The 23,127-nt window shown below is 60.4% G+C and carries 23 protein-coding genes; 13 read left to right on the top strand and 10 right to left on the bottom strand.

Annotated elements, in window-relative coordinates:
* The first annotated feature begins 41 nt into the window (after nt 1-41).
* On the top strand, nt 42-800 hold the full coding sequence (locus FAA97_RS17885) for an SDR family oxidoreductase (protein WP_136599915.1): 759 nt from the start codon (nt 42-44) through the stop codon (nt 798-800).
* 11 nt (nt 801-811) lie between these two features.
* Here the strand turns inward: FAA97_RS17885 and FAA97_RS17880 are convergent, their stop codons facing one another.
* Nucleotides 812-1,471 (bottom strand): GntR family transcriptional regulator, encoded by a 660-nt coding sequence (locus FAA97_RS17880; protein WP_136599914.1) that lies wholly within the window; start codon nt 1,469-1,471, stop codon nt 812-814.
* Between the two features lie 311 nt (nt 1,472-1,782).
* Here FAA97_RS17880 and FAA97_RS17875 point away from each other — a divergent pair, with 311 nt between their 5' ends.
* The 5 genes from FAA97_RS17875 to FAA97_RS17855 are packed head-to-tail and all read left to right on the top strand — an operon-like array spanning nt 1,783 to nt 8,040.
* A complete protein-coding gene (locus tag FAA97_RS17875) occupies nt 1,783-3,036 on the top strand; it encodes an NRAMP family divalent metal transporter (protein WP_136599913.1) in 1,254 nt (417 codons plus the stop codon).
* A 20-nt stretch (nt 3,037-3,056) separates the two neighbouring features.
* Nucleotides 3,057-3,821 (top strand): LamB/YcsF family protein, encoded by a 765-nt coding sequence (locus FAA97_RS17870; RefSeq protein ID WP_136599912.1) that lies wholly within the window; start codon nt 3,057-3,059, stop codon nt 3,819-3,821.
* A gap of 20 nt (nt 3,822-3,841) precedes the next feature.
* A complete protein-coding gene (locus FAA97_RS17865; RefSeq protein WP_136599911.1) occupies nt 3,842-4,648 on the top strand; it encodes a putative hydro-lyase in 807 nt (268 codons plus the stop codon).
* Nucleotides 4,649-4,655: 7 nt separating this feature from the next.
* On the top strand, nt 4,656-6,260 hold the full coding sequence (locus FAA97_RS17860; protein WP_136599910.1) for a 5-oxoprolinase subunit B/C family protein: 1,605 nt from the start codon (nt 4,656-4,658) through the stop codon (nt 6,258-6,260).
* Between the two features lie 49 nt (nt 6,261-6,309).
* Complete coding sequence (locus tag FAA97_RS17855) at nt 6,310-8,040, top strand: acetyl/propionyl/methylcrotonyl-CoA carboxylase subunit alpha (RefSeq protein ID WP_136599909.1); 1,731 nt, start codon at nt 6,310-6,312, stop codon at nt 8,038-8,040.
* A gap of 44 nt (nt 8,041-8,084) precedes the next feature.
* On the opposite strand, the gene FAA97_RS17850 is transcribed toward FAA97_RS17855, so the two are convergent.
* From FAA97_RS17850 to FAA97_RS17835, 4 genes are all read right to left on the bottom strand, one after another.
* Nucleotides 8,085-8,579, bottom strand: a complete 495-nt coding sequence (locus tag FAA97_RS17850; RefSeq protein WP_136599908.1) for a GNAT family N-acetyltransferase — start codon at nt 8,577-8,579, stop codon at nt 8,085-8,087.
* Nucleotides 8,576-8,866, bottom strand: coding sequence for a type II toxin-antitoxin system TacA family antitoxin (locus FAA97_RS17845; RefSeq protein ID WP_136599907.1), 291 nt, complete (start codon nt 8,864-8,866; stop codon nt 8,576-8,578). Before FAA97_RS17845 ends, FAA97_RS17850 begins: the two co-directional genes overlap by 4 nt.
* A gap of 97 nt (nt 8,867-8,963) precedes the next feature.
* Nucleotides 8,964-9,794 (bottom strand): p-hydroxycinnamoyl CoA hydratase/lyase, encoded by an 831-nt coding sequence (locus FAA97_RS17840; RefSeq protein ID WP_136599906.1) that lies wholly within the window; start codon nt 9,792-9,794, stop codon nt 8,964-8,966.
* A gap of 51 nt (nt 9,795-9,845) precedes the next feature.
* Nucleotides 9,846-11,381, bottom strand: coding sequence for an AMP-binding protein (locus FAA97_RS17835; protein ID WP_136599905.1), 1,536 nt, complete (start codon nt 11,379-11,381; stop codon nt 9,846-9,848).
* Between the two features lie 154 nt (nt 11,382-11,535).
* Between FAA97_RS17835 and FAA97_RS17830 the strand changes: the two genes are divergently transcribed.
* A complete protein-coding gene (locus FAA97_RS17830; protein WP_136599904.1) occupies nt 11,536-12,048 on the top strand; it encodes a MarR family winged helix-turn-helix transcriptional regulator in 513 nt (170 codons plus the stop codon).
* Between the two features lie 21 nt (nt 12,049-12,069).
* Here FAA97_RS17830 and pobA read toward each other — a convergent pair whose 3' ends face one another.
* Nucleotides 12,070-13,242 (bottom strand): 4-hydroxybenzoate 3-monooxygenase, encoded by a 1,173-nt coding sequence (gene pobA, locus FAA97_RS17825; RefSeq protein ID WP_136599903.1) that lies wholly within the window; start codon nt 13,240-13,242, stop codon nt 12,070-12,072.
* A gap of 126 nt (nt 13,243-13,368) precedes the next feature.
* On the opposite strand from pobA, the gene FAA97_RS17820 reads away from it, so the two are divergent.
* On the top strand, nt 13,369-14,277 hold the full coding sequence (locus FAA97_RS17820) for a helix-turn-helix domain-containing protein (protein WP_136599957.1): 909 nt from the start codon (nt 13,369-13,371) through the stop codon (nt 14,275-14,277).
* Here the strand turns inward: FAA97_RS17820 and FAA97_RS17815 are convergent.
* Nucleotides 14,274-15,890 carry a sulfatase-like hydrolase/transferase gene (locus tag FAA97_RS17815; protein ID WP_136599902.1) on the bottom strand — a complete coding sequence of 539 codons (1,617 nt, stop codon included), beginning with the start codon at nt 15,888-15,890 and terminating at the stop codon, nt 14,274-14,276. The genes FAA97_RS17820 and FAA97_RS17815 overlap by 4 nt on opposite strands.
* A gap of 112 nt (nt 15,891-16,002) precedes the next feature.
* On the opposite strand from FAA97_RS17815, the gene FAA97_RS17810 reads away from it, so the two are divergent.
* Nucleotides 16,003-16,887 (top strand): lysylphosphatidylglycerol synthase transmembrane domain-containing protein, encoded by an 885-nt coding sequence (locus FAA97_RS17810; RefSeq protein ID WP_281281355.1) that lies wholly within the window; start codon nt 16,003-16,005, stop codon nt 16,885-16,887.
* Between the two features lie 123 nt (nt 16,888-17,010).
* Here the strand turns inward: FAA97_RS17810 and FAA97_RS17805 are convergent, their stop codons facing one another.
* Complete coding sequence (locus FAA97_RS17805) at nt 17,011-17,829, bottom strand: CDP-alcohol phosphatidyltransferase family protein (RefSeq protein WP_246041551.1); 819 nt, start codon at nt 17,827-17,829, stop codon at nt 17,011-17,013.
* Nucleotides 17,830-17,834: 5 nt separating this feature from the next.
* On the bottom strand, nt 17,835-18,941 hold the full coding sequence (gene ribA, locus FAA97_RS17800) for a GTP cyclohydrolase II RibA (protein ID WP_136599900.1): 1,107 nt from the start codon (nt 18,939-18,941) through the stop codon (nt 17,835-17,837).
* 63 nt (nt 18,942-19,004) lie between these two features.
* On the opposite strand from ribA, the gene FAA97_RS17795 reads away from it, so the two are divergent.
* From FAA97_RS17795 to FAA97_RS17780, 4 genes are read left to right on the top strand one after another with little or no spacing between them, the layout of a single operon-like run.
* Nucleotides 19,005-20,099 carry a zinc-dependent alcohol dehydrogenase gene (locus tag FAA97_RS17795; protein WP_246041550.1) on the top strand — a complete coding sequence of 365 codons (1,095 nt, stop codon included), beginning with the start codon at nt 19,005-19,007 and terminating at the stop codon, nt 20,097-20,099.
* A gap of 13 nt (nt 20,100-20,112) precedes the next feature.
* Nucleotides 20,113-20,511, top strand: coding sequence for a 6-pyruvoyl trahydropterin synthase family protein (locus tag FAA97_RS17790; RefSeq protein WP_136599899.1), 399 nt, complete (start codon nt 20,113-20,115; stop codon nt 20,509-20,511).
* Nucleotides 20,508-21,551 (top strand): glycosyltransferase family 4 protein, encoded by a 1,044-nt coding sequence (locus FAA97_RS17785; RefSeq protein WP_136599898.1) that lies wholly within the window; start codon nt 20,508-20,510, stop codon nt 21,549-21,551. Before FAA97_RS17790 ends, FAA97_RS17785 begins: the two co-directional genes overlap by 4 nt.
* A complete protein-coding gene (locus FAA97_RS17780; protein WP_136599897.1) occupies nt 21,548-22,351 on the top strand; it encodes a class I SAM-dependent methyltransferase in 804 nt (267 codons plus the stop codon). Before FAA97_RS17785 ends, FAA97_RS17780 begins: the two co-directional genes overlap by 4 nt.
* On the opposite strand, the gene FAA97_RS17775 is transcribed toward FAA97_RS17780, so the two are convergent.
* Nucleotides 22,295-23,110 carry a RibD family protein gene (locus FAA97_RS17775; protein ID WP_136599896.1) on the bottom strand — a complete coding sequence of 272 codons (816 nt, stop codon included), beginning with the start codon at nt 23,108-23,110 and terminating at the stop codon, nt 22,295-22,297. The genes FAA97_RS17780 and FAA97_RS17775 overlap by 57 nt on opposite strands.
* Nucleotides 23,111-23,127 lie beyond the last annotated feature (17 nt).

Raw genomic sequence — 23,127 nt, 5'->3', positions numbered from 1 at the left:
CCTTAAGAAGAACGGGAAAACCCAAAAAGGGAGACGCGCCGATGAGCCGCACTCTATTTGACCTCACCGGGCGCCGGGCGCTCGTTACCGGATCCTCGCAAGGCATTGGTCTTGCCCTTGCCCGCGGGCTTCAGGACGCCGGCGCCGAGGTGGTACTTAATGGGCGAGATCTCTCCAAGCTGGAACAGGCCGGTGAAACTCTAGGCAGCGACGTCAGGCTTCTTCCATTCGACGTGACCGATCACGCCGCGGTGCGGCAGGCGATCGATGGATTTGAAGAGGCGACCGGCCCGATCGACATTCTCGTCAACAATGCTGGCATGCAGCACCGCGCCCCGCTTGAGGATTTTCCCGCGGAAGCCTTTGAGCGACTTCTTGGCACCAATGTGTCCAGCGTTTTCAATACCGGCCAGGCCGTTGCGCGCCACATGATCAGCCGCGGCCGCGGCAAGATCATCAACATTGCCAGTGTCCAGACGGCGCTCGCCCGACCGTCGATTGCCCCCTACACCGCAACCAAGGGTGCCGTTGGCAACCTGACCAAAGGCATGGCAACCGATTGGGCGAAATATGGCCTCAATTGCAATGCCATTGCGCCGGGCTATTTCGAAACGCCGCTCAATGCCGCACTGGTCGCCGATCCTGAATTCAGCGGCTGGCTTGCCAAGCGCACGCCCGCAGGGCGTTGGGGCAAGGTGGAAGAGCTGGTCGGAGCCTGCATTTTCCTTGCGTCAGACGCTGCCTCCTTCGTCAACGGGCACGTGCTCTATGTCGACGGCGGGATCACGGCATCGCTCTGATCAGAGCGAGATCAAGACTTCGTGTCGATCCGCGAAAAGGCGGCGAGGACCGTCCTTTCAGATTGCTGCAAATAGGCCTCGAGCGCGCTTGCAGCACCTCCCGGATCGCCTGCCGAGAGACGCTCCAGAATACCCGCGTTCAGCGCGACATAGGGTGCATGCAAAAGTTCCGGATCATGCAGGAGCCCGAAGCTCAGGCGAAGCTCGGCTGCGATCTGGGCGTAGAAAGTACTGAGCCGCTGGCTGTCTGCCAGATCAACAATGGCGGCATGGAAGGCCATATTGGCGTTACCGACCACGGCCCAGTCCTTAAGCTCGCGAGCCGCCTCCGCCGTCTTCACGGCCTCGCGCATGCGCGACACAGCCGGGTGGTTCGGATAGGCATTGGCGAGCGCCTGGCACTCGACCAGGCGCCGGACGCGGTAGATATCGATGATCGACGCCATGCTTGGGCTCGCAACAAAAACGCCGCGGTTCGGCTCATGACGCAGCAGTCCTTCTTTTGTCAGCAGGCGAAATGCCTCACGCAGCGAGTTGCGTGACACATCGAGGTCCACACTTAGTGCAGCCTCGGAGACCCGCTGCCCCGGTTTCAGCTCCCCACCGATCAGCTTGTCGCGGATCGCCTGTGCCAGACGTGCGGCAAGTGTTGTCGTTTCAAGTTCCGTCATTCTCTCATGGCCACCATGTCGCGGCCCCTCCATCGGCGCTGTTGAATGCCGATCTGATTTGTCAGCTGGTTATCCCGCAGCCGGCAGAGTGGAACAAGGCCCAGCCGGGTTCGTCCAAAGATTGTTCTTGTCGAGGCAACGCGCCCTTTTCAACGTCATCAAGCCTATAGTTTAAGCAGAATAGTCGAACGATCAAAATAAAATCGTTGAACGATCTTGACAGAATTGTGAAACGCAAGGAACCTGGACTTGCTGATTAACAAATCCTGCCGGGCTTACCGGCGCATGATCGGTCAACCAAAGAGGGAACCATGGAACAGACTTCGACGGACACGGCACCCGCCGGCATGTCCACCCGCACGCGCCGCGCCGCGCTGATCGCTGCCATCTTCCTGATGGCCACCTCGGCCATCGGCCCCGGCTTCATCACCCAGACCGCGACCTTCACCACCAAGCTTGGTGCGGCCTTCGCCTTCGCCATCCTGGCATCGATCCTGATCGACTTCGTCGTTCAGCTGAACATCTGGCGGATCGTCACGCTCACCAAGATGCGCGCTTCCGACATCGCCAATGCGGCAATCCCAGGGACCGGTTACGTGCTTGCCGTTCTGGTCATCATTGGGGGCCTGTTCTTCAACATCGGCAATATCGGCGGCGCCGGCCTCGGCCTCAATGCATTGCTTGGAGTTGACCCGAAAATCGGTGGCGCGATCAGCGCACTGATCGCCATCGGCATCTTCACGTCGCATCGTGCCGGCGTTGCAATCGACCGCCTGATCGTCGTGGCCGGCATCGCCATGATCCTGCTGACGCTCTACGTGGCCATCGTCTCGCAGCCCCCGGTCGGCGATGCCATCTTCCAGACCTTCCTGCCATCCACGATCGACTTTGCCACCATCACCACCATCGTCGGCGGCACGGTTGGCGGCTACATCACTTATTCCGGTGCGCATCGCCTGCTCGACAAGGGCACGGTCGGGATCGAAAATCTCGGCGCCGTCAACCGCGCAGCCCTGACCGGCATCGCCGTCACCGGCCTGATGCGCTACGTTCTGTTCCTCGCCATTCTCGGCGTGGTTGCCAGCGGCGTCGTCATCGACGTCTCCGGCAAGGGCGCAAACCCGGCGGCCCAGGCCTTTCAGGCCGCGGCTGGCGATGTCGGATATCGCATCTTCGGTGCCGTGCTCTGGTTCGCCGCCATCACCTCGGTCATTGGTGCCGCCTATACCTCGGTTTCTTTCATCACCGTGTTCAAGCAGGACATCAACGAGCGCGCCCGCAACATCGCGACCGTCATCTTCATCGCCGTCTCGCTGTTCTTCTACGTGATCATCACGACGCCTCCGGCACAGATGCTGGTCTTCGTCGGTGGTCTGAACGGCTTGATCCTGCCGATCGGCCTGTCCATCTTCATCTATGCAGCATGGGCCCGCGCAGACCTGATGGGCGGATATCGCTATCCGCGCTGGCTGCTGGTGCTGGGCGCCCTCACCTGCGCGCTCACCTGGTACATGGGCTACAAGTCCATTGGCCCGATCTTCGCGCTGCTGACGGCAACAGCCTGATTTCGACAAGGGAGGACGACATGACCGCCATCGACCTGAACAGCGACCTCGGTGAAAGCTACGGCGCATGGACCATGGGGGACGACGAAACCATGCTTTCGATCGTTTCCAGCGCCAACGTCGCCTGCGGATTTCACGCCGGCGATCCCGTCGGCATCCTGAAGACGGTCAGGGACGCAGCCGCCAAGGGTGTGTCGATCGGTGCGCATGTCTCCTATCCCGACCGCGTCGGCTTTGGCCGGCGCGACATGGACGTGACCTCGGCGGAACTGACCGCCGACGTCATCTACCAGATCGGCGCCCTCAAGGGCGTCGCTCAGGCGGCCGGCGTTTCGGTCGGCTACGTCAAGCCGCATGGCGCCCTGTACAACCGCATCGCCAATGATGCGAAACAGGGCCAGGCGGTGATCGACGGCATCAAGGCTGTCGATCCCTCGCTGGTGCTGATGGGACTTGCCGGCGCGCCGATCCTCGATCTGGCGCGCAAGTCAGGCCTCAAGGTTGTCGCCGAAGCATTTGCGGACCGGGCCTATACGTCGGACGGCCAACTGGTTTCCCGCCGCGAAGCGGGTGCCGTGCTGCATGACACGGACCTCATCGCCCGCCGGATGCTGCAGCTTGCCAAGCACGGCACTCTGGAGGCCATTGACGGTTCGACGATCAAGGTCGATGCGCAATCGATCTGCGTGCATGGCGACAGCCCCGGCGCCGTTGCCATTGCACGGGAGATCCGCAAGGCCTTCGAAGCCGATGGCATCACCATCCGCTCGTTCCTTACCCGCTGAGCCGACAGGGAGGACCAGACATGATCTCCATCGACAATCTCCGCCACGTCAATGCGGAACCAGCGCGCATCGCCCGCGATCGCTATCGCCAGGGTGCCATCGAACCCACGGCCGGCATTGCGCCCGGCTTTACCCAGGCCAACATGATCGTGCTGCCGCGCGACTGGGCCTTCGACTTCCTGCTCTATGCACAGCGCAATCCCAAGGCATGCCCGGTGCTCGACGTCTCCGATCCCGGTTCACACGCCACCCTGCTTGCGCCCGGCGCGGACCTGCGCAAGGACCTGCCCCTTTACCGGATCTGGCGCGACGGCAAGCTGGCCGAAGAGACGGCGGATGCAACGGCCGCATGGGCCGAGCATCCGGATCTCGTCAGCTTCCTGATCGGCTGCTCGTTCACCTTTGAGACCCCGATGGTCGAAGCCGGTATCGAGATCCGCCACATCACTGACAAGACCAATGTGCCGATGTATCTGACCAGCACGCCCTGCCGGCCCGCAGGTCGCCTGCATGGCAACATGGTCGTGTCGATGCGCCCGATCCCCGCCTCCCGCGTCGCCGATGCGGCCACCATTTCCGGCCGGTTCCCGGCCGTGCATGGATCGCCCGTGCATGTCGGCGCGCCCTCGGAGATCGGCATCAAGGATCTGGCAAAGCCGGAATTCGGCGATCCCGTCCGCATCGAGCCCGGCGAAGTGCCCGTGTTCTGGGCTTGTGGCGTGACACCCCAGGCCGCTGTTATGGCTTCAGGTGTTCCCTTTGCCATTACCCATGCGCCGGGACACATGTTCATCACCGATATCCCCGATTCCGCTTACCACGCCTGAGGTTCCGATGCGTTTCCTGCCCGTCAGCCTGAGCGTGCTGCTTGTCGAACTGAAGGATCTCGACGAGACACTGGCGCTCTTTGCCTCGCTCGAAGCCGATCCTGTCGACGGCATCGAGGACATGGTGCCGGCCGCCCGTACACTGATGATCCGCTTCCGGCCGGAAAAGCTGACGCCCGAGCGTCTCGCCGGCGCCATTGCCGGCCGCGATCTCTCGGCAAAGATCGCTCCATCCGACAAGCTGGTGGAGATCCCCGTTCACTATGACGGCGAGGATCTGGCGGATGTTGCCGGCCTGACAGGCCTCTCAGTCGAGGAGGTCATCCGTCGTCATACGGAAAGTGTCTTCACCGTCGCCTTCTGCGGATTTGCGCCCGGTTTCGGTTATCTCGTCGGCGGCGATCCGGCCCTTCAGGTGCCGCGCCGCCAGAGCCCACGCACCAAGATCCCGGCAGGCTCCGTGGCGCTTGCCGGTGCCTTTTCAGGCGTCTATCCACAAAACAGCCCCGGCGGCTGGCAGATCATCGGTACGACACCGCTGAAAATGTGGGATCTTACCCGTGACCCACCGGCCCTGTTCCAGCCTGGCTACCGCGTGCGCTTCACCGATATGGCTCGGCAAACCCATGCGGTTGCGGCACCAGCCGGCCTCGCGACCTCGCAAGGCAAGACACCGGCGAAGAAGAGCGATGAAGTCACGCTCAAGGTGCTTGCATCGCCCATGCCCGCCCTGTTCCAGGATCTCGGCCGCTTTGGCCAGACCGGCCAGGGTGTGTCGGCCTCCGGCGCGCTCGACCAGGGAGCCATCAAGGCTGCCAACCGCACTGTCGGCAATCCGGTGGAGACACCCGCACTGGAAATCACACTTGGCGGATTTTCCTTTGAAGTCACGGGCCGTACCGTCATGGCCCTGACCGGTGCACCCTGCCCGATCACCATTCGCAATGCGGCTGGCTCCCTGTGGTCTGCGGAAACCTATCGCCCGATCTCGCTCGAAGCGGGCGATGTGGTCACCTTCGGCTTTGCGCCGCACGGTGCCCGCAGCTATCTCGCGATCCGTGGCGGGCTTGAGGTTTCCCCCGTGCTGGGAAGTGCCTCAACCGACACACTCGCCGTCGTCGGGCCGGACCCTGTGATGGCCGGAGCCGAACTGACTGTGAAGGCGGACCGCACCGGTCTCATGCCGGTTTCGCTCGACGAGGCACCAGCCTTCGACCATCCTGCCCCCGGTGACATCGTGACCCTCGACGTCGTCATGGGACCGCGTAGCGACTGGTTCACCGATCGAGGCATCGAAACGCTGAGCGCGCAGGTCTACACCGTCACGCCGCAATCCAACCGTGTCGGTATCCGGATCGAAGGCGCTGCGGCGCTGGAACGCAGGGATGCCGCGGAATTGCCAAGCGAAGGCACGGCCACGGGCGCCATCCAGGTGCCCCATAGCGGCCAGCCGGTGCTGTTCCTCGCCGATCATCCGTTGACCGGCGGCTATCCGGTCATCGGAACCGTCGCCGACTACCATCTCGATCTCGCCGGGCAGATCCCGGTCAATGCCCGGATCCAATTCCGGCCGATCACGCGCTTTGCCGAGATCGAGCCCGTCAGGGGCTGATCCGCAACACGCCATGACAGGCCGCAACACGACTGTGAGGAAACATTCGATGAAGAAAGTGCTGATTGCCAATCGCGGCGAGATTGCCGTGCGCATCATCCGCGCCTGCCATGACCATGGCCTGCAATCGGTCGCCGTCTATGCCGATCCCGACGTAGACGCCGTCTACGTCTCGCTTGCCGACGAAGCCTACGGCCTCGATGGAAGCCGACCGACTGAGACCTATCTCGACATGGACAAGCTGATCGCGATTGCCAAGAAATCCGGCGCCGATGCGGTTCATCCCGGCTATGGTTTCCTCTCCGAGCGAGCCGAATTCGCCCGCGCTGTGCAGGAAGCGGGCCTCACCTGGATCGGTCCCGACCCGCATGTCATCGATGCGCTCGGCGACAAGGTCGAGGCGCGCCGCATCGCCCTTTCGGTCGGCGCTCCCCTGGTTGCCGGCAGCGACGGCCCGGTCGAGACCGCAGCGGAAGTGGTTGCCTTTGCCGAAAAGCACGGCCTGCCGGTGGCGATCAAGGCGGCCTTTGGCGGTGGCGGTCGCGGCCTGAAGGTCGCGTGGAAGATGGAAGAAGTGGTGGAGCTTTACGAATCTGCCGTGCGCGAGGCCAAGGCCGCCTTTGGTCGCGGCGAATGTTTCCTGGAGCGCTTTCTCGATCGCCCGCGCCATATCGAGGCGCAGGTTCTCGCCGACAAGCATGGCAATGTGCTCGTTCTCGGCACGCGCGACTGCTCGCTTCAGCGCCGCAATCAGAAGCTCGTCGAAGAGGCCCCGGCGCCCTTCCTGTCCGACAGCCAGCGACAGTCGATCCATGATGCGGCCAAGCGCATCTGTGCGGCCGCCGGTTACTCCGGCGCGGGCACGGTGGAGTTCCTGCTCGGCGCAGACGGCACGATTTCCTTCCTCGAGGTCAATACCCGCCTGCAGGTCGAGCATCCCGTCACTGAGGAGACGACGGGCATCGATCTCGTGATCGAGCAGTTCCGTATCGCGGCCGGCGAAAAGCTTGGCGTCACCGAGACACCCGCACCACGCGGCCACTCGATCGAGTTCCGCATCAATGCCGAGGATCCCGGTCGCGGCTTCCTGCCGACGCCTGGCAAAATCACCGCATTCGACGCACCCTCCGGCCCCGGCATCCGGCTCGACAGCGGCGTGCAGACCGGCTCGACGGTTCCCGGCACCTTCGACAGCCTGATGGCCAAGCTGATCGTCACGGGCGCCACACGCGAACAGGCGATCGCCCGCGCCCGCCGCGCATTGAAGGAGTTCAACATCGAAGGACTGGCAACCGTGCTGCCCTTCGACCGCGCTATCCTGGAAGAAAGAGACTTCACCGGCGAGAACGGCTTCAAGGTCCACACCCGCTGGATCGAAACCGATTTCGCCGACAAGCTCGATGCGATGGCGCGCCCGGAACCGCTGGGCGATGCTTCGATGATCCGTACCCATGTCGAGATCGACGGCAAGCGCCATGCGCTGGGCATTCCGGCATCCTTGCTTGCAGGCCTCGGCGGCCTCTCCGCTCCGGGCACTCAGACCGAAGGCACGGCGCAGGCGGTGGATGCGTCCGCCATTGCCGCTCCGATTGCCGGCACATTGCAGGCCTTCAAGGTCGAAGATGGCGCCAGCGTCGAAGCCGGAGACCTGATCGCTGTGATGGAAGCGATGAAGATGGAAACGCAGGTGACGGCAAGCCGCGCCGGCATCATCCGCCTCGAAGCCGCCGCCGGCGCCTATCTGCAGGCCGGAGCAGTGATTGCGCGTTTTGAGGGGTAGGGTCTAGCGCGCTCTGGCTTCATGCATTCGGCATCGAAATCCTGTCAGCGAAGCGCTTCTTCCAGATCGCGCAGACTGATCATGAGCGTCATCGGATCGAGCGGGGACGGGATAAACCCGACCCGCTCGTAAAATGCGCGGGCATTCTCAGAGAGCGCGTGAACCAATATGCCGCGAATACCCAGGATTTCCGCGGCATTCAGCAGACGAAGGCACGCATCCCGGACCAGGGCCCTTCCTATGAACCGCCCTTGATAGGCCTTGTCGACGGCAAGCCGCCCGAGAACCGCGACAGGGATGGGATCCGGCATGTTGCGCTTGAGCCGTCCCGGCGCTTCTGCCACGCTCACGGAGCCGGAAGCCAGCGCGTAATAGGCAACCACCTTGCCCTCATCGCAGACGACGAAGGTGCGGGAAGCCCCATTCACCTGGTTGGTCCACGCCCGCCGTCGCAACCAGTTATCCAGTTCGGGCACACCCGAAGAAAAATCAGCCAATTGGTGATGATCTGCCAGCGGAACCGGCTTGCTCAGTCTCACTCTGCATCCCACGACGCTTTGGCGGCCATAGTGTGCCGCAGCTTTTCATTGGGGCGGACAGGCTCGTCCAGCCGAGCGAGATATTCGGCATAGACCTCCGGGCTCACCCTGAAGACTGTCCGGTCCAGCAAGACTTCTTCCGCCCGGCGCTCGGATGCCTCCAGCATGAAGTCCGTTCGCGTCTTGCCAAGCAATTCTGCCGCCCGATCAATCAGATTGCGAGTCTGAGGTTTGATCCGCATGTTCAGCGGAATGCTTGCTGTGGACCTGTTCTCAGTTTGCGTCATGAGGCTGCTCCGTTGTTCCTCGGCATCATAACGCAAAGACATAATCATTACAATCCATGCAATGACGATGTCATTACAAGCGCGGTGATTGCGACCCTCAGCGCTTATAGGCCCCAAGCCCCGGCCTGTAGGTCTTGTCATCGAGAAACTGCTTGAGGCCCTCGGCGCGACCGTTGCTCTTGTCGAGCAGCAGCATCTGTTCGAGCTTGGCATAGATGTAGTCATCCGCCTGCTCCCAAGGCATGTGGCGCACCCGTTTGAAGGTATCCTTGGCGGCCTTGAGGACTGTCGGATTCTTCTCCAGAAGCGTGGCACAAAGCGACCGAACACGAGTCTCGAGATCGGCAAGCGGCACGGATTCATTGACGAGGCCCATCTCGCGCGCCTTCTGGCCGCCAAAGGTCTCGCCGGTCATGATGTAGTAGAGCGCATCGCGGTGGCCCATGACTTCGGCAACCGCGCGGGTCACATTGCCGCCCGGCAGGATGCCCCAGTTGATCTCCGAAAGCCCGAAGGTCGCCTCATCGGCGGCAATCGCAAGATCGCAGGCGACAAGCGGAGTGAAGGCACCACCGAAGCACCAGCCATTGACCATGGCGATGGTCGGCTTTTCGAAATACATCAGCCGGTTCCACCAGCCGCCGGATTGACGGCGACTTTTCAGTACCGCAGCGCGGCCCTTGCCGTCGTTCTCTCGGAAATATTCCTTGAGATCCATTCCGGCTGACCAGGACTGGCCCGCACCGCGTATGACCAAAACGCCGCAGCGCTCGTCTGCCTCCAGTTCATCGAGCACATCCATCATACGGATATTCAAGGCCGGGTTCATCGCATTGCGCTTTTCCGGACGATTAAGCGTGACAAAGGCAATTCCATTGTCGAATTCAACGAGAACGGGCTCTGCAGAGACGGTTTTAGGATCGGTCATAGATTTGCTCCTGGGACAAGTCTGTTTGCCCTCAACCGGGACGAAGTGCTTTCAACGCACCGCATGGTTGGCGCGCAGAACATGTTTCTGCGCCTTTCCGGATGCGGTACGCGGGATGGATTCGACAAAAAGAAACTGACTGGGGCGCTTGTAGTGCGCGAGCCGTTCGCCGCACAGCATGACAATTTCGTCCAAGTTCGGCGGCTCTTTGCCCGCGACAATGAAGGCAAGCCCCGTTTCGCCCCATTTCGGATCTGGCACGCCAATCACGGCAACATCCACCACACGCGGATGGGCGCCGATCACCGCTTCGACTTCCGCTGGAAACACATTCTCGCCGCCCGTGATGTACATGTCTTTGAGACGATCCGGCACGAAATAGACTCCAGACGCATCCTTGCGACCCAGATCGCCGGTGCGGTACCAGCCGTCGACAAATGCGCGGGTTGTCTCTTCCGGCTTGTTCCAATAGCCCGGCGTTACGGACGGCCCCCGCAGCCAGATCTCGCCCACCGCACCGTCGTCAACATCCTCACCATTGTCATCGACCAGACGCATGTCGAGCAAGGGAGCCGGATAGCCTACGCTGCCCGGATGAGCGCGGACAGCGTCCCGATCAAGCGGCATGTGCAGGGCGGTTCCGGCTTCGCTCATGCCGTAGCCGTTGACCAGCGGGATGCCGTCGGCAAGGAATGACTCAATCAGGCTGGGCGAGAGCGGCGCGCCGCCGATGAAAATTGCCTGGAGCGCGGTCAAAGCCTTTGGGTTCCAATGAGCTGAGGACTTCAGCGCCGCGGCCATCTGTGGGACAGCAAAGTAATGGGTGACGCCAAGCTTCGGATCGCCCAGCGTTGCGAGGCTTCTCTCGGGCAGGAACCTGTCCGAGATCACCAGACGCCCACCCATTGTCAGCGTTGTTCTGCCAATCGCCACCAGGCCGATTGTGTGAAAAAATGGCAGGTCGCACAGGGTGACAGACTGCGCGGTCAAATTGCCGACCATCGCGAAATTGAGGGCTGAGGCATAGGCGTTTCCACGCGTGATCACCACGCCCTTCGGCTTGCCTGTCGTGCCGGACGTGTAAAGCATTATGCAGGGATGATCGCAGGGAAAGCGCACTTCGGCGGGATCACTGCACTGCGCAGCTTGTGCAAGCAGTCCTTGTTCGCCCTCGATTGCGACGATTTCGCGGGCATCGACACCTGACAAAACAGGCAAAAATTCCGCGTCAGACAGGATAAGATCCGGTGCGCAATCCTCGATGATTGCCGCAAGCTCGCGCGCGCCCAACCGCCAATTCAGTGGGACGAATACAAAGCCAATCCGCTGGCAGGCGAGGCATGTCGCAATCTGGGCAATGGAATTGCGCCCGAGATAGGCGATCCGCGACGGCTTCTGCGCAGACCCGAAGGCTTGCAACCAACCACCGATCCTGCCTGTGAGTTCGTTCAACTCGCGATAGCTCAATGCCAGGCCGGTGGCGATTTCCACCACCGCACTGCGACCAGGTCCGGTTCTTGCCTGATAGGCCAAGGGATCGTCCGTCTCAAGCCCGACGCCCTCCGACGTCGTCGCCCGTTTCTGCATAGCGCTCCTCCTCGCGTCTGCAACCCACCCATGGAATTTAGTATGCTACACAAACTATACTATTGTCTACCGCAGACAAGCGCTTATTTCTTTGATAGAACAGAATATGCCGATACAAGACTTTTGATCTTTTTTTGACCAGAAAAGGCGCGCGATGGCCCAACCTGTAGACCTGAAACCGGCGAATGATGACGAAACCTTCGAGCTTGGCGGTCGCCTTCGGACGGGCCGTCTCGACGATATTCTCGGGTTTCACATGCGAATGGCCAATGTCGCCATCTACCAGGACTACTCTGCGACGATGGGAGAGCTCGGGTTGACGCAGAAGCAGTTTGCGGTGCTCGAACTGATCGCCGCAAATCCCGGCGTCGGGCAAATCGACATTGCCCATCAGCTCAGCATGGATCGCGCGACGATGATGGCCCTGGTCAACCGCCTCGAAGCCCGGAACCTGATCGTGCGGCAGCCCTCGTCAATCGATCGTCGCCGTCAGGAGTTGCGCATGACGGGAGACGGTGCAAGCCTGCTTACCCATGCACGCCGCCTGCAGCGAGAACACGAAGAACGCTTTACCAGCCGCTTCACACCGCAAGAGCTACAAGTCTTCATCGGCGCCCTCAAGCGGATCTACGAAGACATCATCCCTGGCGACGACGATATCGACTGACCGGCTGAAAGGCTACGCGATTTAGTAGGGCAGGCCGATATAGTTCTCGGCCATTGCCGTCGAGGCGGACCGCGACTGTGTCAGGTAATCCAGCTCCGCCTCCTGAATTTTTTGGCCGAAATCTCCCGTGTCTGGAAATCGATGCAGCAGCGTCGTCATGGACCAGGAGAAGCGAACGGCCTTCCAAACGCGCCGCAGTGCCGTATCCGAATAGTGATCGATGCCGGCATTCGAGCGCTCCTGATAGTGCTGCAGCAGACCCTCGAACAGGTAGTGCACATCGGAAGCGGCAAGGTTCAGCCCTTTGGCGCCTGTCGGCGGTACGATATGAGCCGCATCCCCTACGAGGAAAAGCCGACCAAAACGCATGGGTTCAGCGACAAAGGAACGGAGCGGCGCAATCGATTTTTCAAAGCTTGGCCCTGTCGTCAGCGCCTCGGCATGATGCGCGGGAAGTCTTCGGCGCAACTCGTCCCAGAAGCGATCGTCAGACCACATATCGACGGTGTCATCGAGCGAGCACTGTACATAATAGCGGCTGCGGGTCGGCGATCGCATGGAGCAGAGAGCGAAGCCGCGGGGATGGTTGGCATAGATCAGCTCGTGATTGACCGGGGGCACCTCGGCCAGAATGCCAAGCCAGCCGAAGGGATAGACGCGTTCAAAAGTCTTGATGGCACCCTCAGGCACCGCTTTGCGACTGGCTCCGTGAAAGCCATCGCAGCCCGCGATGAAATCGCAATCGATACGATACGTCACCCCGTCCTTCTCGTAGGTAACATAGGGATTGGGGCCATCGAAACCGGCGAGCGCAACGTTTCCGGCGTCATATATTGTCACTCTGCCGTCGCGCTCGCGCTGCTCGATCAGGTCGAGGGTCAATTCCGTCTGCCCGTAGACCATGACCCGCTTGCCCCCGGTCAAATCGAACAAGTCGATGCGGTGGTCCCGTCCGTCAAAGGCCAGCGAAAAACCTTCGTGCAGCAGCCCCTCTCGGTGCATGCGAGCACCCACGCCGGCCTTATCCAAAAGGCCTACGGTGCCCTCCTCCAGGACACCTGCCCGGACGCGCGACAGAATATGCGCGTTGCTCACCCGGTCGAGGATCACAGTGTCAATTCCCGCCTTGCCGAGCAACTGGCCTAGCAAGAGGCCTGATGGTCCAGAGCCGATGATAACAACTTGCGTGCGCATGCGTTCTCCCGCGGATCAGTGCGTTCTGCAAAACTGGCTTTTCACAATTTGTCGGCTGAAAGGGGCTTCCATACAATGGACGCATGAGACACAGTCTTGCACAAATCGAACATCGTCGTGGTATTCATGGCAGCAACTCAACCCGTACCAACTTATGAGCTCTACGGAGAGGACGAGGGCCATGCTGGTCCATTCTGGGTGCATTGCGAGACGATTCCCGCGAGAAGCAGTCTGCATCACTGGGAAATCGGGATGCATCGGCATTCGCATTTCTTCCAGATCCTGTCCGTCACCGAGGGATCTGGCGATGCCGTCTTCAGCGACGAGATTGTGCGATTCGAACCAGTCTCATTGATCACCATCCCGCCGGGTCTCATCCACGGGTTCCGATTTTCTCCTGATGTCGACGGCCATGTCATCACCGTTTCACATGACAGGGTGCAGGCACGGGTAGGAGAACAAGGCTGGATGCGTGAGTTCCTCTCTGAACCGCGAGTGACGCGGATTTCCGAGGCAGACCATAGGTCCTGCCTGCCGATCGCAATCAGCCAGATCGCGGATGAATGCCAGAAGAGGCAGGCGGGTTGGCCTGTATTCGTCGAGAGCGCGATTTCCCAGGTTCTGGTTATGTTGGCGCGCGCAGCAAACATGGAACGCCGCCGGCATTTGGCTGTCGATACGGACGACATCAGGCTCGAACTCTTGCTGTCACTCGTCCATCGACATGTTCGTGAGCATCGACCGGTCACCTTTTTTGCCGAGGCCGTTGGCATTTCGCCGACGCATCTCAACAGGATCGTGAAAGCCAAGACGGGGTTGAGCACCCAGTCTCTGATTTCCGCCCGCTTGCTGGACGAGGCACAGCGAGAACTGTTGTTTACCGCCGGAACCGTGCAGGAAATTGCCTTTAGACTCGGTTTTGGCGACCCGGCCTATTTTTCGCGCTTCTTCCTGAAGCAGGTCGGCATGACCCCGCGACACTGGAAAGCGCAGCACCAGCAGCGGCTCGGCACACGTGACGAAAGTGATCCCTAGCGACCGGAAAATGTATCGATCAGGATCTGACGGACAGTGTTCATCGGCATTTCGACCGCATCGAGGGATGGCTTCATGCCGGGGGATAAGCCCTTTTCTTTAAAGGAGCCGATAAGGTCTGCATCCGCACTGACGATATGAACCGGGACAGCGCGCGAGGCATTGGGACCGGTAATGATGCGCGCCGGCTGATGGTCGCCCAGGATCACGAAGACCGCATCCGATCCATAGTTTGCGATGTAGCTGGAGACAGCCTGCAGTGCGTAGTCAATCGTTCCGATATACTGTCGCCGCACCCTCTCCGGATCAGCCCAGACCACGGATGGCGGATCGCCGCTTGTCGCCTGTTCGTCGAAGATGGAGCCATCGCCAACCGCGCTCCAGTCAAGCATCGTAGCCACGGGCGTCCAGGGGGCGTGGCTCGAAATGAGGGCAATTTCCGCCATCACCTTTTCCCCTTTGGCGCGCGCAGGCACCCGCGCCAGTCGCTCGAAGGCGGAAAGCGTGTATTGGTCCGGCATAGTCACCCAGTTGAAGGGTTTTCCTTTATATCCTAGGTCCTTGGCGGCGAGGATCTGGCGATAGCCGTAGTAGCCGGCTTCTGGCCAATCCATCGTGATCGCCGGCATGACGGCAACCGTCTGCCACCCTGCCTCCGAAAACAGCCTGTTCAGGCTCGGCTGGGCACTGATCATCAAACGATCATAACGTGCCTGGTTATCCACCCAAAGGCCCGACATCAGAGTGCCATGCGCCAGCCAGCTCAAGCCGCCCACTGTTGGCGATGTAACCCATGTGCTGGATGACTGCAGACCCGCTGTGGCAATCTCTTGTTCCATTGCAGCCAATCGCGGACCAGTCACGTTAGCATATTGCGGATCCTCAATCGCGCTTCGACCATAGGACTCGATGAAGATGACGATCACATCGCGGCCTTGCAGACGGCCGAAGAGTCCAGCTCCCTGCCTCGGGCCTTCGCCCCGCGCGACCACGGCTTCAAAAGCCCGCATGTCCTCGACCGACCGGGCCACGTGATGTATCCGATTGGTCAGATCTGCAGCGACCCGCAGATCAGCATAGGAACTTCCCATCTGGAGCAGACCGGCACCAAACGCTGCGAGCAGACCGAAACCGACCAAGAGACCGGTGCGCAGCATCCCGCTGGCGCTGACCATCAGGCGCCAGGACCGGGCCAGAAGCACGACAAGCACTGCGAGCAGCAGCAGCACCACAACGACCGCAATCAAGGCGACACCCTGCCCGACTGAACCGGAGACGATGTTCCAGCCATCCATCACCATCTTGATATCGAGATAGGGGTTGAACGAGCGCTCGAGTGCGATCTGCGCTCCTGTATCGGCAAGCTTAAGCATCAGGATGAGCACGACAAAGAGCGCAAGCAGATAGCCCAGCAGACGCGCCAGCAGAAAGGGCAAGAGTAGACCGAGCAGGCAGATGAGCGGCCATTCGACCGGTATCCGCAAGAATGCAGGCCATGCGAAGCCATCCGGGTGATCCGGGAGACGCGTGGCTGCGAATAAGATTATGGAAACGATCAAGGTTCCGAAGAGGACGCGTGCCGGACGCGGGCTGCCGCCTTTAAACGATGTCATTGGCAGGTCGTCCTTTTCTCGCCGTATATCCGCCTGGAAAGCCGTCGCGAATCTCCAACTCCGAAAGTCCCGCCTGTTGCGCACAAACAGACCCCTGATTGCCGCCTTTGTAGTGATTCTCGCCGGTATCCTTGCTTTCCAGCTGGACTGGAGGGATTTGGTGCAAACGCTGAACAATGTCAGCCTCGCGCATCTCGCAATAGGCTTGATACTCGTTCAAACGCAAATCGTGCTGTCTGCCGTGCGGTGGCAGTTCACAGCTGGCCGTCTTGGCCAGGAGATCGGTTACGGCAAAGCAATCCGCGAATATTATGTCGCCAGTTTTCTCAATCAAACGCTGCCCGGAGGAATGGCCGGCGACGCCGCGCGTGCCTACCGCATGCGCGATGAGGGACCGGGTGGATGGAAGATACCCGCGAAGGCGGTTCTGTTCGAACGTATCTCCGGCCAGATTGGCTTCTTCCTGTTTGCGGCCCTCGGCCTGCCAGCCTGGCAAGGGATAGCGGCCTCTCAACGCCCCACTTATGATATGGTGGCACTGACCATGACAGCAGTCGCGGTCCTTGCTGTCATATTCGTCGGTTTCCAATTGGCGAAGCGAAACCGAATTCTCGCGGGCAGCCTGCCCACGGGTGACCTTTACGCCGTTTTCATCAGGGACAGGGCCTGGATCGTTCAACTGGGTCTCAGCCTTACGGTGGTGCTCTCCTACATCGTGACCTTCATGGTGGCCGCGGATGCCGTTGGCGCGGATCTCCCATGGTTTGCCGGATTGACCATCATCCCGCTTTGCTTGCTCGCAATGTTGATCCCAACAGGTTTTGGCGGATGGGGCACGAGAGAGGCCGCTGCAATGGCGCTCTTCCCCCTGCTCGGGGGCATGGCAGCGCACGGGTTGGCGGCAAGCCTGCTTTACGGCGGACTGTCCCTGGCTGGCGCCTTGCCCGGCCTTGTTCTTCTGGTCTTGAGCCGCTCGCGCCATAGATCTGCCGCCTGAGATCGCGCGAACCCACCGAAGACTTGGCGTGCCGCGCGACATCGGGAGTGTATCCAAGCGGAGCATTGTCATCAGACGCCGCCATCGGCAGCAAAGCGGCTGCCATTCAATGGCGATGACAGCTTACCGAGATCCATCAACCTGCTTCGCATGGTACTGGAGGTAAAGACTGTCTACGGCGAAGGAATAGATAAGCGCCGCAAGAGCTGGCACTGCCATCACGACTGCGATCGCGGGCGATACGATCGGAAGGAGGATCGCGCAAAGCACGGCAATCTGTACAACGCAGACCAGCTTTCTGCGAAACGATGGCGGCAGTTCACCTTTCAAGGCAGGCAGGACTTCGGCTGCAGCGATGAAGACATAACGCATCAGCCCCATCAAAAGAACCCAGTAGCCCAGCTTGCCCATCAGAACAGCCGCGAGCGACAGGACCAGAATGAGAAACGCGTCTACTTCCATGTCATAGCGCGCACCGAAATCGGACTGCAGACCTTGTCGTCTTGCGAGGTAACCGTCGACACCATCCAGCGCAAAGGCGAGGACCACAAGGCAGAACAGAGCCCACCCGCTTACGGGATCGGATGCGATCGCCTCTGTCGACACGACCGCACCGGCAATGACGCTAACCATGCCCGCCCTTGCCGAAGTCACGATATTTGCGCCGCCAAAACGCGCATGGCCGTGATGCCGCAAAGTCCTCCAGACAAGCGTGAAGATGACGGCAAAAACACCCAATGCCACGCAGACGAAGAGAGCACCCAACGGCAGGAACAGGACACCCGCGATCAGCAGACTCAGCACCATCACGGCGATGGCGGATATGGTCGTCAATGCGCCCAGCTGCAATGTATCCAGCTCGCTGTAGCCCACGGAGGCGCGTGCGATCATCCCCTCATGGCTCTGTTCAGGCGAACGCGGCACTTCCATCGGCTTTTCCATAGGGACTATTCCGCAGCCACCAACGTGTCCAGATCCATGATATGGCCACCACGGATGGTCTTGGTGCGAAGGTAATTCTGATTTTCCGGTGTAACACGTCCCGTGACAGGAGAGCGCCCTTCAACCACGATACCACCCAGTCGCAAGCCTGCAATTTTTGTCGGGTTGTTCGTGTGCAGTTCCACCCGAGCAATTCCGAGATCCCGCAGCATTGCGACAGCAGCTTCGTAGCGTCGATGATCCTCGCTCAGGCCCAGTTCCGCATCCGCATCAATCGTATCCAGGCCGAGATGCTGATAGCCATAAGCTCTCATTTTAGCGCCGATACCCGTGCCGCGTCCTTCCTGGTCAAGATAAAGGAGAACGCCACCGCCTGCGGCATCCAGCGCCTTCAAGCCGTTGCGAAGCTGGTCGCCGCAGTCGCATTTCAGCGAGCCGCACAGATCGCCCGTCAGGCACGACGAATGGATGCGAACAGGGACAGGACCGGAAACGTCAGGCGAGCCGACGACAATCGCGACCTGATCCTTCTGCGCCAAGCCACCGCGGAAGACGACGAATTCGGCCCGAGAAATGTCTTCCAGTGGAACGCGGGTGCGGACAACCTGCTCGAAGCGCTGGCGTGCTTCGTCTGCACCTTTCAGTGCAGCATGCGCAATACACGTACAGGCCGAGAACCGCTCTGCGCGATCAGTGACATCGGCGATGACCATCGCAGGTAGCAGCAAGGCGAGACGCGCGAGTTCCTGGCTGTTCGCCGCCATCGGATCCGCGGGCTGCCAGGACCTGGGCGCCTCAACGCCCAGCGAATAGGAAAGGCGCGACGCCTGTTCAAAACTCGTGCCAGCGAGCGGGACAAGCACATCGCCGTGATGCGGCACACCAAGACGGGAAGCCCGCGGAGCCGTCAAAAGTAGTGCATGCGTGTCAGAGGTTGCCTGAGCAAACTGCTCGTAGACGGATGGCGATACGCAATCCAGAGCCAGAACCGCAAGCCGCCGTGCACCGTCCGACATCAGGACCGGGCGACCATAGCGCAGCTCGGACACGGCACGCTCGATCTCGATGGCAGAGGAGGCTTTTGCGAATACTGACTGGCTCGTTTCTGTCATAATGTTGCTCCCTGGGGTCATGCTAGTTGCTACTACGCGTGAAAATTCAGGCTGGATTACGGAGTGGGCCAGAATAAAAATCTAAGTTTTGTGTGGGAACAAAGGGCGCAGTGGATCATCTGTTCCATCAAAGGCAATTTCATCGAAAAGATATATGGGGAAGCGGTGACCGAATTCGAAGAGAAACACCTCAATGACCGCAATGCGCGCGCCCTCTGGCAGGTCGCACCCGGTGCTGTTGCGTTGCGCGAGGAAACGCTATCCCTCGACCAGGACACCGTGCTTTTGCTCACGAAGTTCAGCGGTATCAGCCGCGGAACAGAGGGCTTGGTTCTGCAGGGCAAAGTGCCACCGAGCGAATACGAGCGGATGCGCGGACCCAATATGGAGGGACAATTCCCCTTCCCCGTGAAGTATGGCTATTCGAATGTGGGGCGCGTGGAATGGGGACCGAGCGAGCTTGTCGGGCGTCATGTCTTCGTGCTCTACCCACATCAAGATATCGTGAAGACAAGGTTGGAGGACATCAACCTTATTCCCGAAAGCGTCCCACCGTCACGTGCGGTACTCGCAGCCAATATGGAAACCGCATTGAACATTGTTTGGGACGCACAGATCCAACCCGGCGATCGCGTTGCAGTTTTTGGTGCCGGTGTCGTCGGCTGCCTCACGGCCTATCTTGCCGGACGGATAGCGGGAACAGAAACGATCCTCATCGATACAAATGGGCAGCGCCAGCCGATCGCGGACGCCCTTGGCGTGACCTTTAGCTCGCCTCATCATCTTTCCGGCTCGTTTGACGTGCTGATCAATGCCACAGCATCCGATGAGGCGCTCAATCTCGCTATCGCCCATGCGGGAAAGGAAGCGCGTATCGTAGAGGCAAGCTGGTATGGCGATCGCAGAGCCTCCATCACACTCGGCGGCGCTTTTCATGCGAACCGCCTGCAGCTTGTCAGTTCTCAGGTCGGCACCATCCCCGCCCATAAGACTGCCCGCTGGACTTACAAACGCCGCATGACGAAAGCACTCGAACTGCTGTCCGATGCCCGCCTGGATATTCTGATCTCAGGAGAAACCGCATTCGAAGATCTGGAAGCCGCCTATCCACGTATCGTCAATGCACCAGACACACTTTGCCACCGTATTCGATATTGATGAGAGAGAACCGATGTTTGCAGTAGAAGTCAGAGACCACATCATGATCGCCCACAGCCTGCAGCGCCCTGTCTTTGGGCCTGCGCAGGGGATGCATGGCGCAACCTTCGTGGTCGACGCCGCCTTTTTCACCAAGGATGTCGATGAGGATGGCCTTGCCGTCGATATTGGCGCAGCGACCACCGTACTGGCCGAAGTCTTGAAGCCGCTGAACTATCAGAACCTGGACGAACACGCAGCCTTTGCCGGCAAGATCAGCACGACTGAAGTCATTGCCAAGCACATCTTCGATGAGCTCGCGGCGGCGGTGCGTGAGAAGCGCCTGGGTGCCGGCAGCCACCGCATTTGCCGGCTGCGGGTGTTGCTGCATGAATCCCACGCCGCCCGGGGCTGGTACGAGGCGGATCTTTGAACCGCCGCCTGACATTTGCCTATCCGGGCGATCTCAACCTGAAAACCGGTGGATACGCTTATGATCGCGAGCTCATCGCGGGCCTTCGTGCTCTCGGCTGGGAGATCGACCTCCTCGCGCTGGGTGATGGTTTTCCTTCGCCATCTGGGGAGACCTTGCGCCTGGCAGAAGAAAAACTCTCTTCGGTATCCGACGGAGAGTTGCTCGTCATTGACGGGCTGGCCTTTGGTGTTCTCGACGGTTGGGCCGTTGCCAACCATGACCGGCTCGGGATCATCGCCCTCGTGCATCATCCACTTGCCCTTGAAACAGGCATTGCAGGTGATGCCCGAGATGCTCTTTTGGCAAGCGAGCGAGACGCATTGGCCGTCGCCCGACACGTTGTCGTCACGTCGAACGCGACGGCACGCGAAGTTGCAACGCTCTTCGGTGTCGACCCAACGCGGATCACGACGGCCCTGCCGGGCACCAAAAACGGACGACCATCCACGTCGAATGGCATCGTACCGCATATACTTGCCGTCGGAACACTCATCGAGCGCAAGGGCCACGACATCCTGGTCGACGCCCTGAAATCAATCGAACACCTGGAATGGCGCACCTCGATCGTCGGCAGCCGCACGCTCGACCCTGTCACAAGTCTTTCCCTGGAAAAGCGGATTGCCGAGCATGATCTGCAATCGCGCATCACACTCTGTGGCGAAGTCGAGGACACGAGGAGCCTGATGGCAGATGCCGACATCTTTGCACTGGCCAGCCGCTATGAAGGCTATGGCATGGTGTTTGCCGAGGCGCTTGCACAAGGTCTGCCCATCGTTGCCTGCCGCGCCGGCGCCATTCCCGAAGTGGTTCCGGAAGAGGCAGGGTTTCTGGTTGCTGTCGACGATGTCACGGCATTCGCGCAGGCTCTCGAAACCTTGATCCTGGATCCCAAGATGCGTGCACTCAAGGCTGAAGGGTCTGCACGCGCGGGACAAAAATTGCCCGGCTGGGAAGAGACAGCTCAAGCGGTATCGAAGCTCCTGGAGACCCTGAAATGAGTGGCTTTGACAAGGACTGGCTTGCGCTTCGCGAGCCCGCAGATATGGCCGCGCGTGATCCGGCGCTGGTGGAGCAACTGGCGCGGGCGCTCACAACATCCTCGCCTCAACTGCTCGACATCGGCTGTGGGACGGGTTCGACCTATCGGACACTCCGCCCCAAACTGCCTGAGCCCACGCGCTGGACGTTGCTCGACTATGATCCGACATTGATTGCGGAGGCCCGCAGGCGGATTGGCAGCGAAAACGGCGTCACCTTTTGCCAGCTCGACTTGAACCAACTTGACGATTTGCCGCTTGAGGGCATCGATTGCATCACCGCCTCCGCCTTGTTCGACCTTTGCTCTGCGGCATTCTGCGATCGCTTTACCGCTCGAGTTGCCGGTGAAAACGTCGGGCTTTATGCGGCACTGAATTACGACGGGGTAATGACCTGGACCGTCCCCCATGCCCTCGACGCCGAAGTCGTCAGAGACTTCAACACGCATCAGCAGGGCGACAAGGGGCTGGGTCCAGCCCTCGGCCCGTCTGCCACAAGCTATCTGAAGGACGCGTTGACGAAGGAAGACTATACGGTCCTGGTGGCAGATAGCCCCTGGATTCTGGAGAGCGACGCCGGCGAACTCCAGGCTGAGCTGCTTCGCGGAATAGCGAATGCCGTGCTGGAAGTCGGTAATCTGCCCCCCGAAGCTGTTTCGGTCTGGCTCGCTTTCCGAAGAGATGCAGTCGCTCAGGAAGGCAGCTCATGCAGGATCGGCCATACGGACCTTCTCGCCATGCCGAGCCTCAACGCGCGCTGACCCGGCGCGCAAATGGCAATCAAACAGCACGTCAGAACCGAGGCTGAAGACATCAGCCACGGGCCTGTGTGCCTCGTTGAGAGCCGTGATGGGCGCAAGCGAAATGCCCATCGGGCCAGAGCCGATGATCAGCGGGGCAATGGAGACATGCAGGCGATCAACAAGGTCCGCCTCGATGAAGCGTGCAATGGTTCTCGCACCGCCCTCAACCAGAATGCGGGACAGGCCGCGCGCGGACAAAGCGTCGAGCATAGCCTGCGGCTCCAAACCATTGTCACCGGTTGGCAAGCGAATGATATCGGCATCGTATTGTCGAAGCGGTGCATCGACTGACTGGAACACGATGACGGGCGCTCCGCCGTCGTGAAACAGCCGCTCTTCACCCGTCAATTCGGCCCGGCAGTCCACGATCACCCGCACCGGATTTGGCCCTTTGACAGCACGAACCGACAGCTGCGGGTCGTCGCACTGAACCGTGCCAACCCCCACCATGACGGCCTCCACCAGAGCGCGGCAGCGATGCAGATGGCCAATTCCTTCTGGACCGGAGATGTCGCGCGCGTCCCCGGCAGGCGTTGCAACGCGACCATCCAACGACTGACCAACCTGTGCCAGCACAAAACCACGAGACGCGGATGCGATTGGACCGTAAAGCGACAGACAGGCATCGCTGTCATCGTAAGCTGACGCTGAACTCCCGCTGCCACGCATGGCCAGCAATCGGGTCCAGAGCTGCTCGGTCATTTCGATCTTGCGCATAATGGGTTTTCCAGGCG

It is taken from the genome of Peteryoungia ipomoeae (assembly GCF_004912165.1).
In the GTDB taxonomy this organism is placed as follows: Bacteria; Pseudomonadota; Alphaproteobacteria; order Rhizobiales; family Rhizobiaceae; genus Allorhizobium; species Allorhizobium ipomoeae.
The sequence above is the reverse complement of the archived record's forward strand: the minus strand, read 5'-3'. Positions and strand labels throughout refer to the sequence as shown.

Excerpts from the sequence above, each read along its gene's own strand:
- FAA97_RS17885 (WP_136599915.1), top strand. The coding sequence starts at position 42 with ATGAGCCGCACTCTATTTGACCTCACCGGGCGCCGGGCGCTCGTTACC.
- FAA97_RS17880 (WP_136599914.1), bottom strand. The coding sequence starts at position 1,471 with ATGACGGAACTTGAAACGACAACACTTGCCGCACGTCTGGCACAGGCG.
- FAA97_RS17875 (WP_136599913.1), top strand. The coding sequence starts at position 1,783 with ATGGAACAGACTTCGACGGACACGGCACCCGCCGGCATGTCCACCCGC.
- FAA97_RS17870 (WP_136599912.1), top strand. The coding sequence starts at position 3,057 with ATGACCGCCATCGACCTGAACAGCGACCTCGGTGAAAGCTACGGCGCA.
- FAA97_RS17865 (WP_136599911.1), top strand. The coding sequence starts at position 3,842 with ATGATCTCCATCGACAATCTCCGCCACGTCAATGCGGAACCAGCGCGC.
- FAA97_RS17860 (WP_136599910.1), top strand. The coding sequence starts at position 4,656 with ATGCGTTTCCTGCCCGTCAGCCTGAGCGTGCTGCTTGTCGAACTGAAG.
- FAA97_RS17855 (WP_136599909.1), top strand. The coding sequence starts at position 6,310 with ATGAAGAAAGTGCTGATTGCCAATCGCGGCGAGATTGCCGTGCGCATC.
- FAA97_RS17845 (WP_136599907.1), bottom strand. The coding sequence starts at position 8,866 with ATGACGCAAACTGAGAACAGGTCCACAGCAAGCATTCCGCTGAACATG.
- FAA97_RS17840 (WP_136599906.1), bottom strand. The coding sequence starts at position 9,794 with ATGACCGATCCTAAAACCGTCTCTGCAGAGCCCGTTCTCGTTGAATTC.
- FAA97_RS17835 (WP_136599905.1), bottom strand. The coding sequence starts at position 11,381 with ATGCAGAAACGGGCGACGACGTCGGAGGGCGTCGGGCTTGAGACGGAC.
- FAA97_RS17830 (WP_136599904.1), top strand. The coding sequence starts at position 11,536 with ATGGCCCAACCTGTAGACCTGAAACCGGCGAATGATGACGAAACCTTC.
- pobA (WP_136599903.1), bottom strand. The coding sequence starts at position 13,242 with ATGCGCACGCAAGTTGTTATCATCGGCTCTGGACCATCAGGCCTCTTG.
- FAA97_RS17820 (WP_136599957.1), top strand. The coding sequence starts at position 13,369 with ATGGCAGCAACTCAACCCGTACCAACTTATGAGCTCTACGGAGAGGAC.
- FAA97_RS17815 (WP_136599902.1), bottom strand. The coding sequence starts at position 15,890 with ATGACATCGTTTAAAGGCGGCAGCCCGCGTCCGGCACGCGTCCTCTTC.
- FAA97_RS17805 (WP_246041551.1), bottom strand. The coding sequence starts at position 17,829 with ATGGAAAAGCCGATGGAAGTGCCGCGTTCGCCTGAACAGAGCCATGAG.
- ribA (WP_136599900.1), bottom strand. The coding sequence starts at position 18,941 with ATGACAGAAACGAGCCAGTCAGTATTCGCAAAAGCCTCCTCTGCCATC.
- FAA97_RS17790 (WP_136599899.1), top strand. The coding sequence starts at position 20,113 with ATGTTTGCAGTAGAAGTCAGAGACCACATCATGATCGCCCACAGCCTG.
- FAA97_RS17780 (WP_136599897.1), top strand. The coding sequence starts at position 21,548 with ATGAGTGGCTTTGACAAGGACTGGCTTGCGCTTCGCGAGCCCGCAGAT.
- FAA97_RS17775 (WP_136599896.1), bottom strand. The coding sequence starts at position 23,110 with ATGCGCAAGATCGAAATGACCGAGCAGCTCTGGACCCGATTGCTGGCC.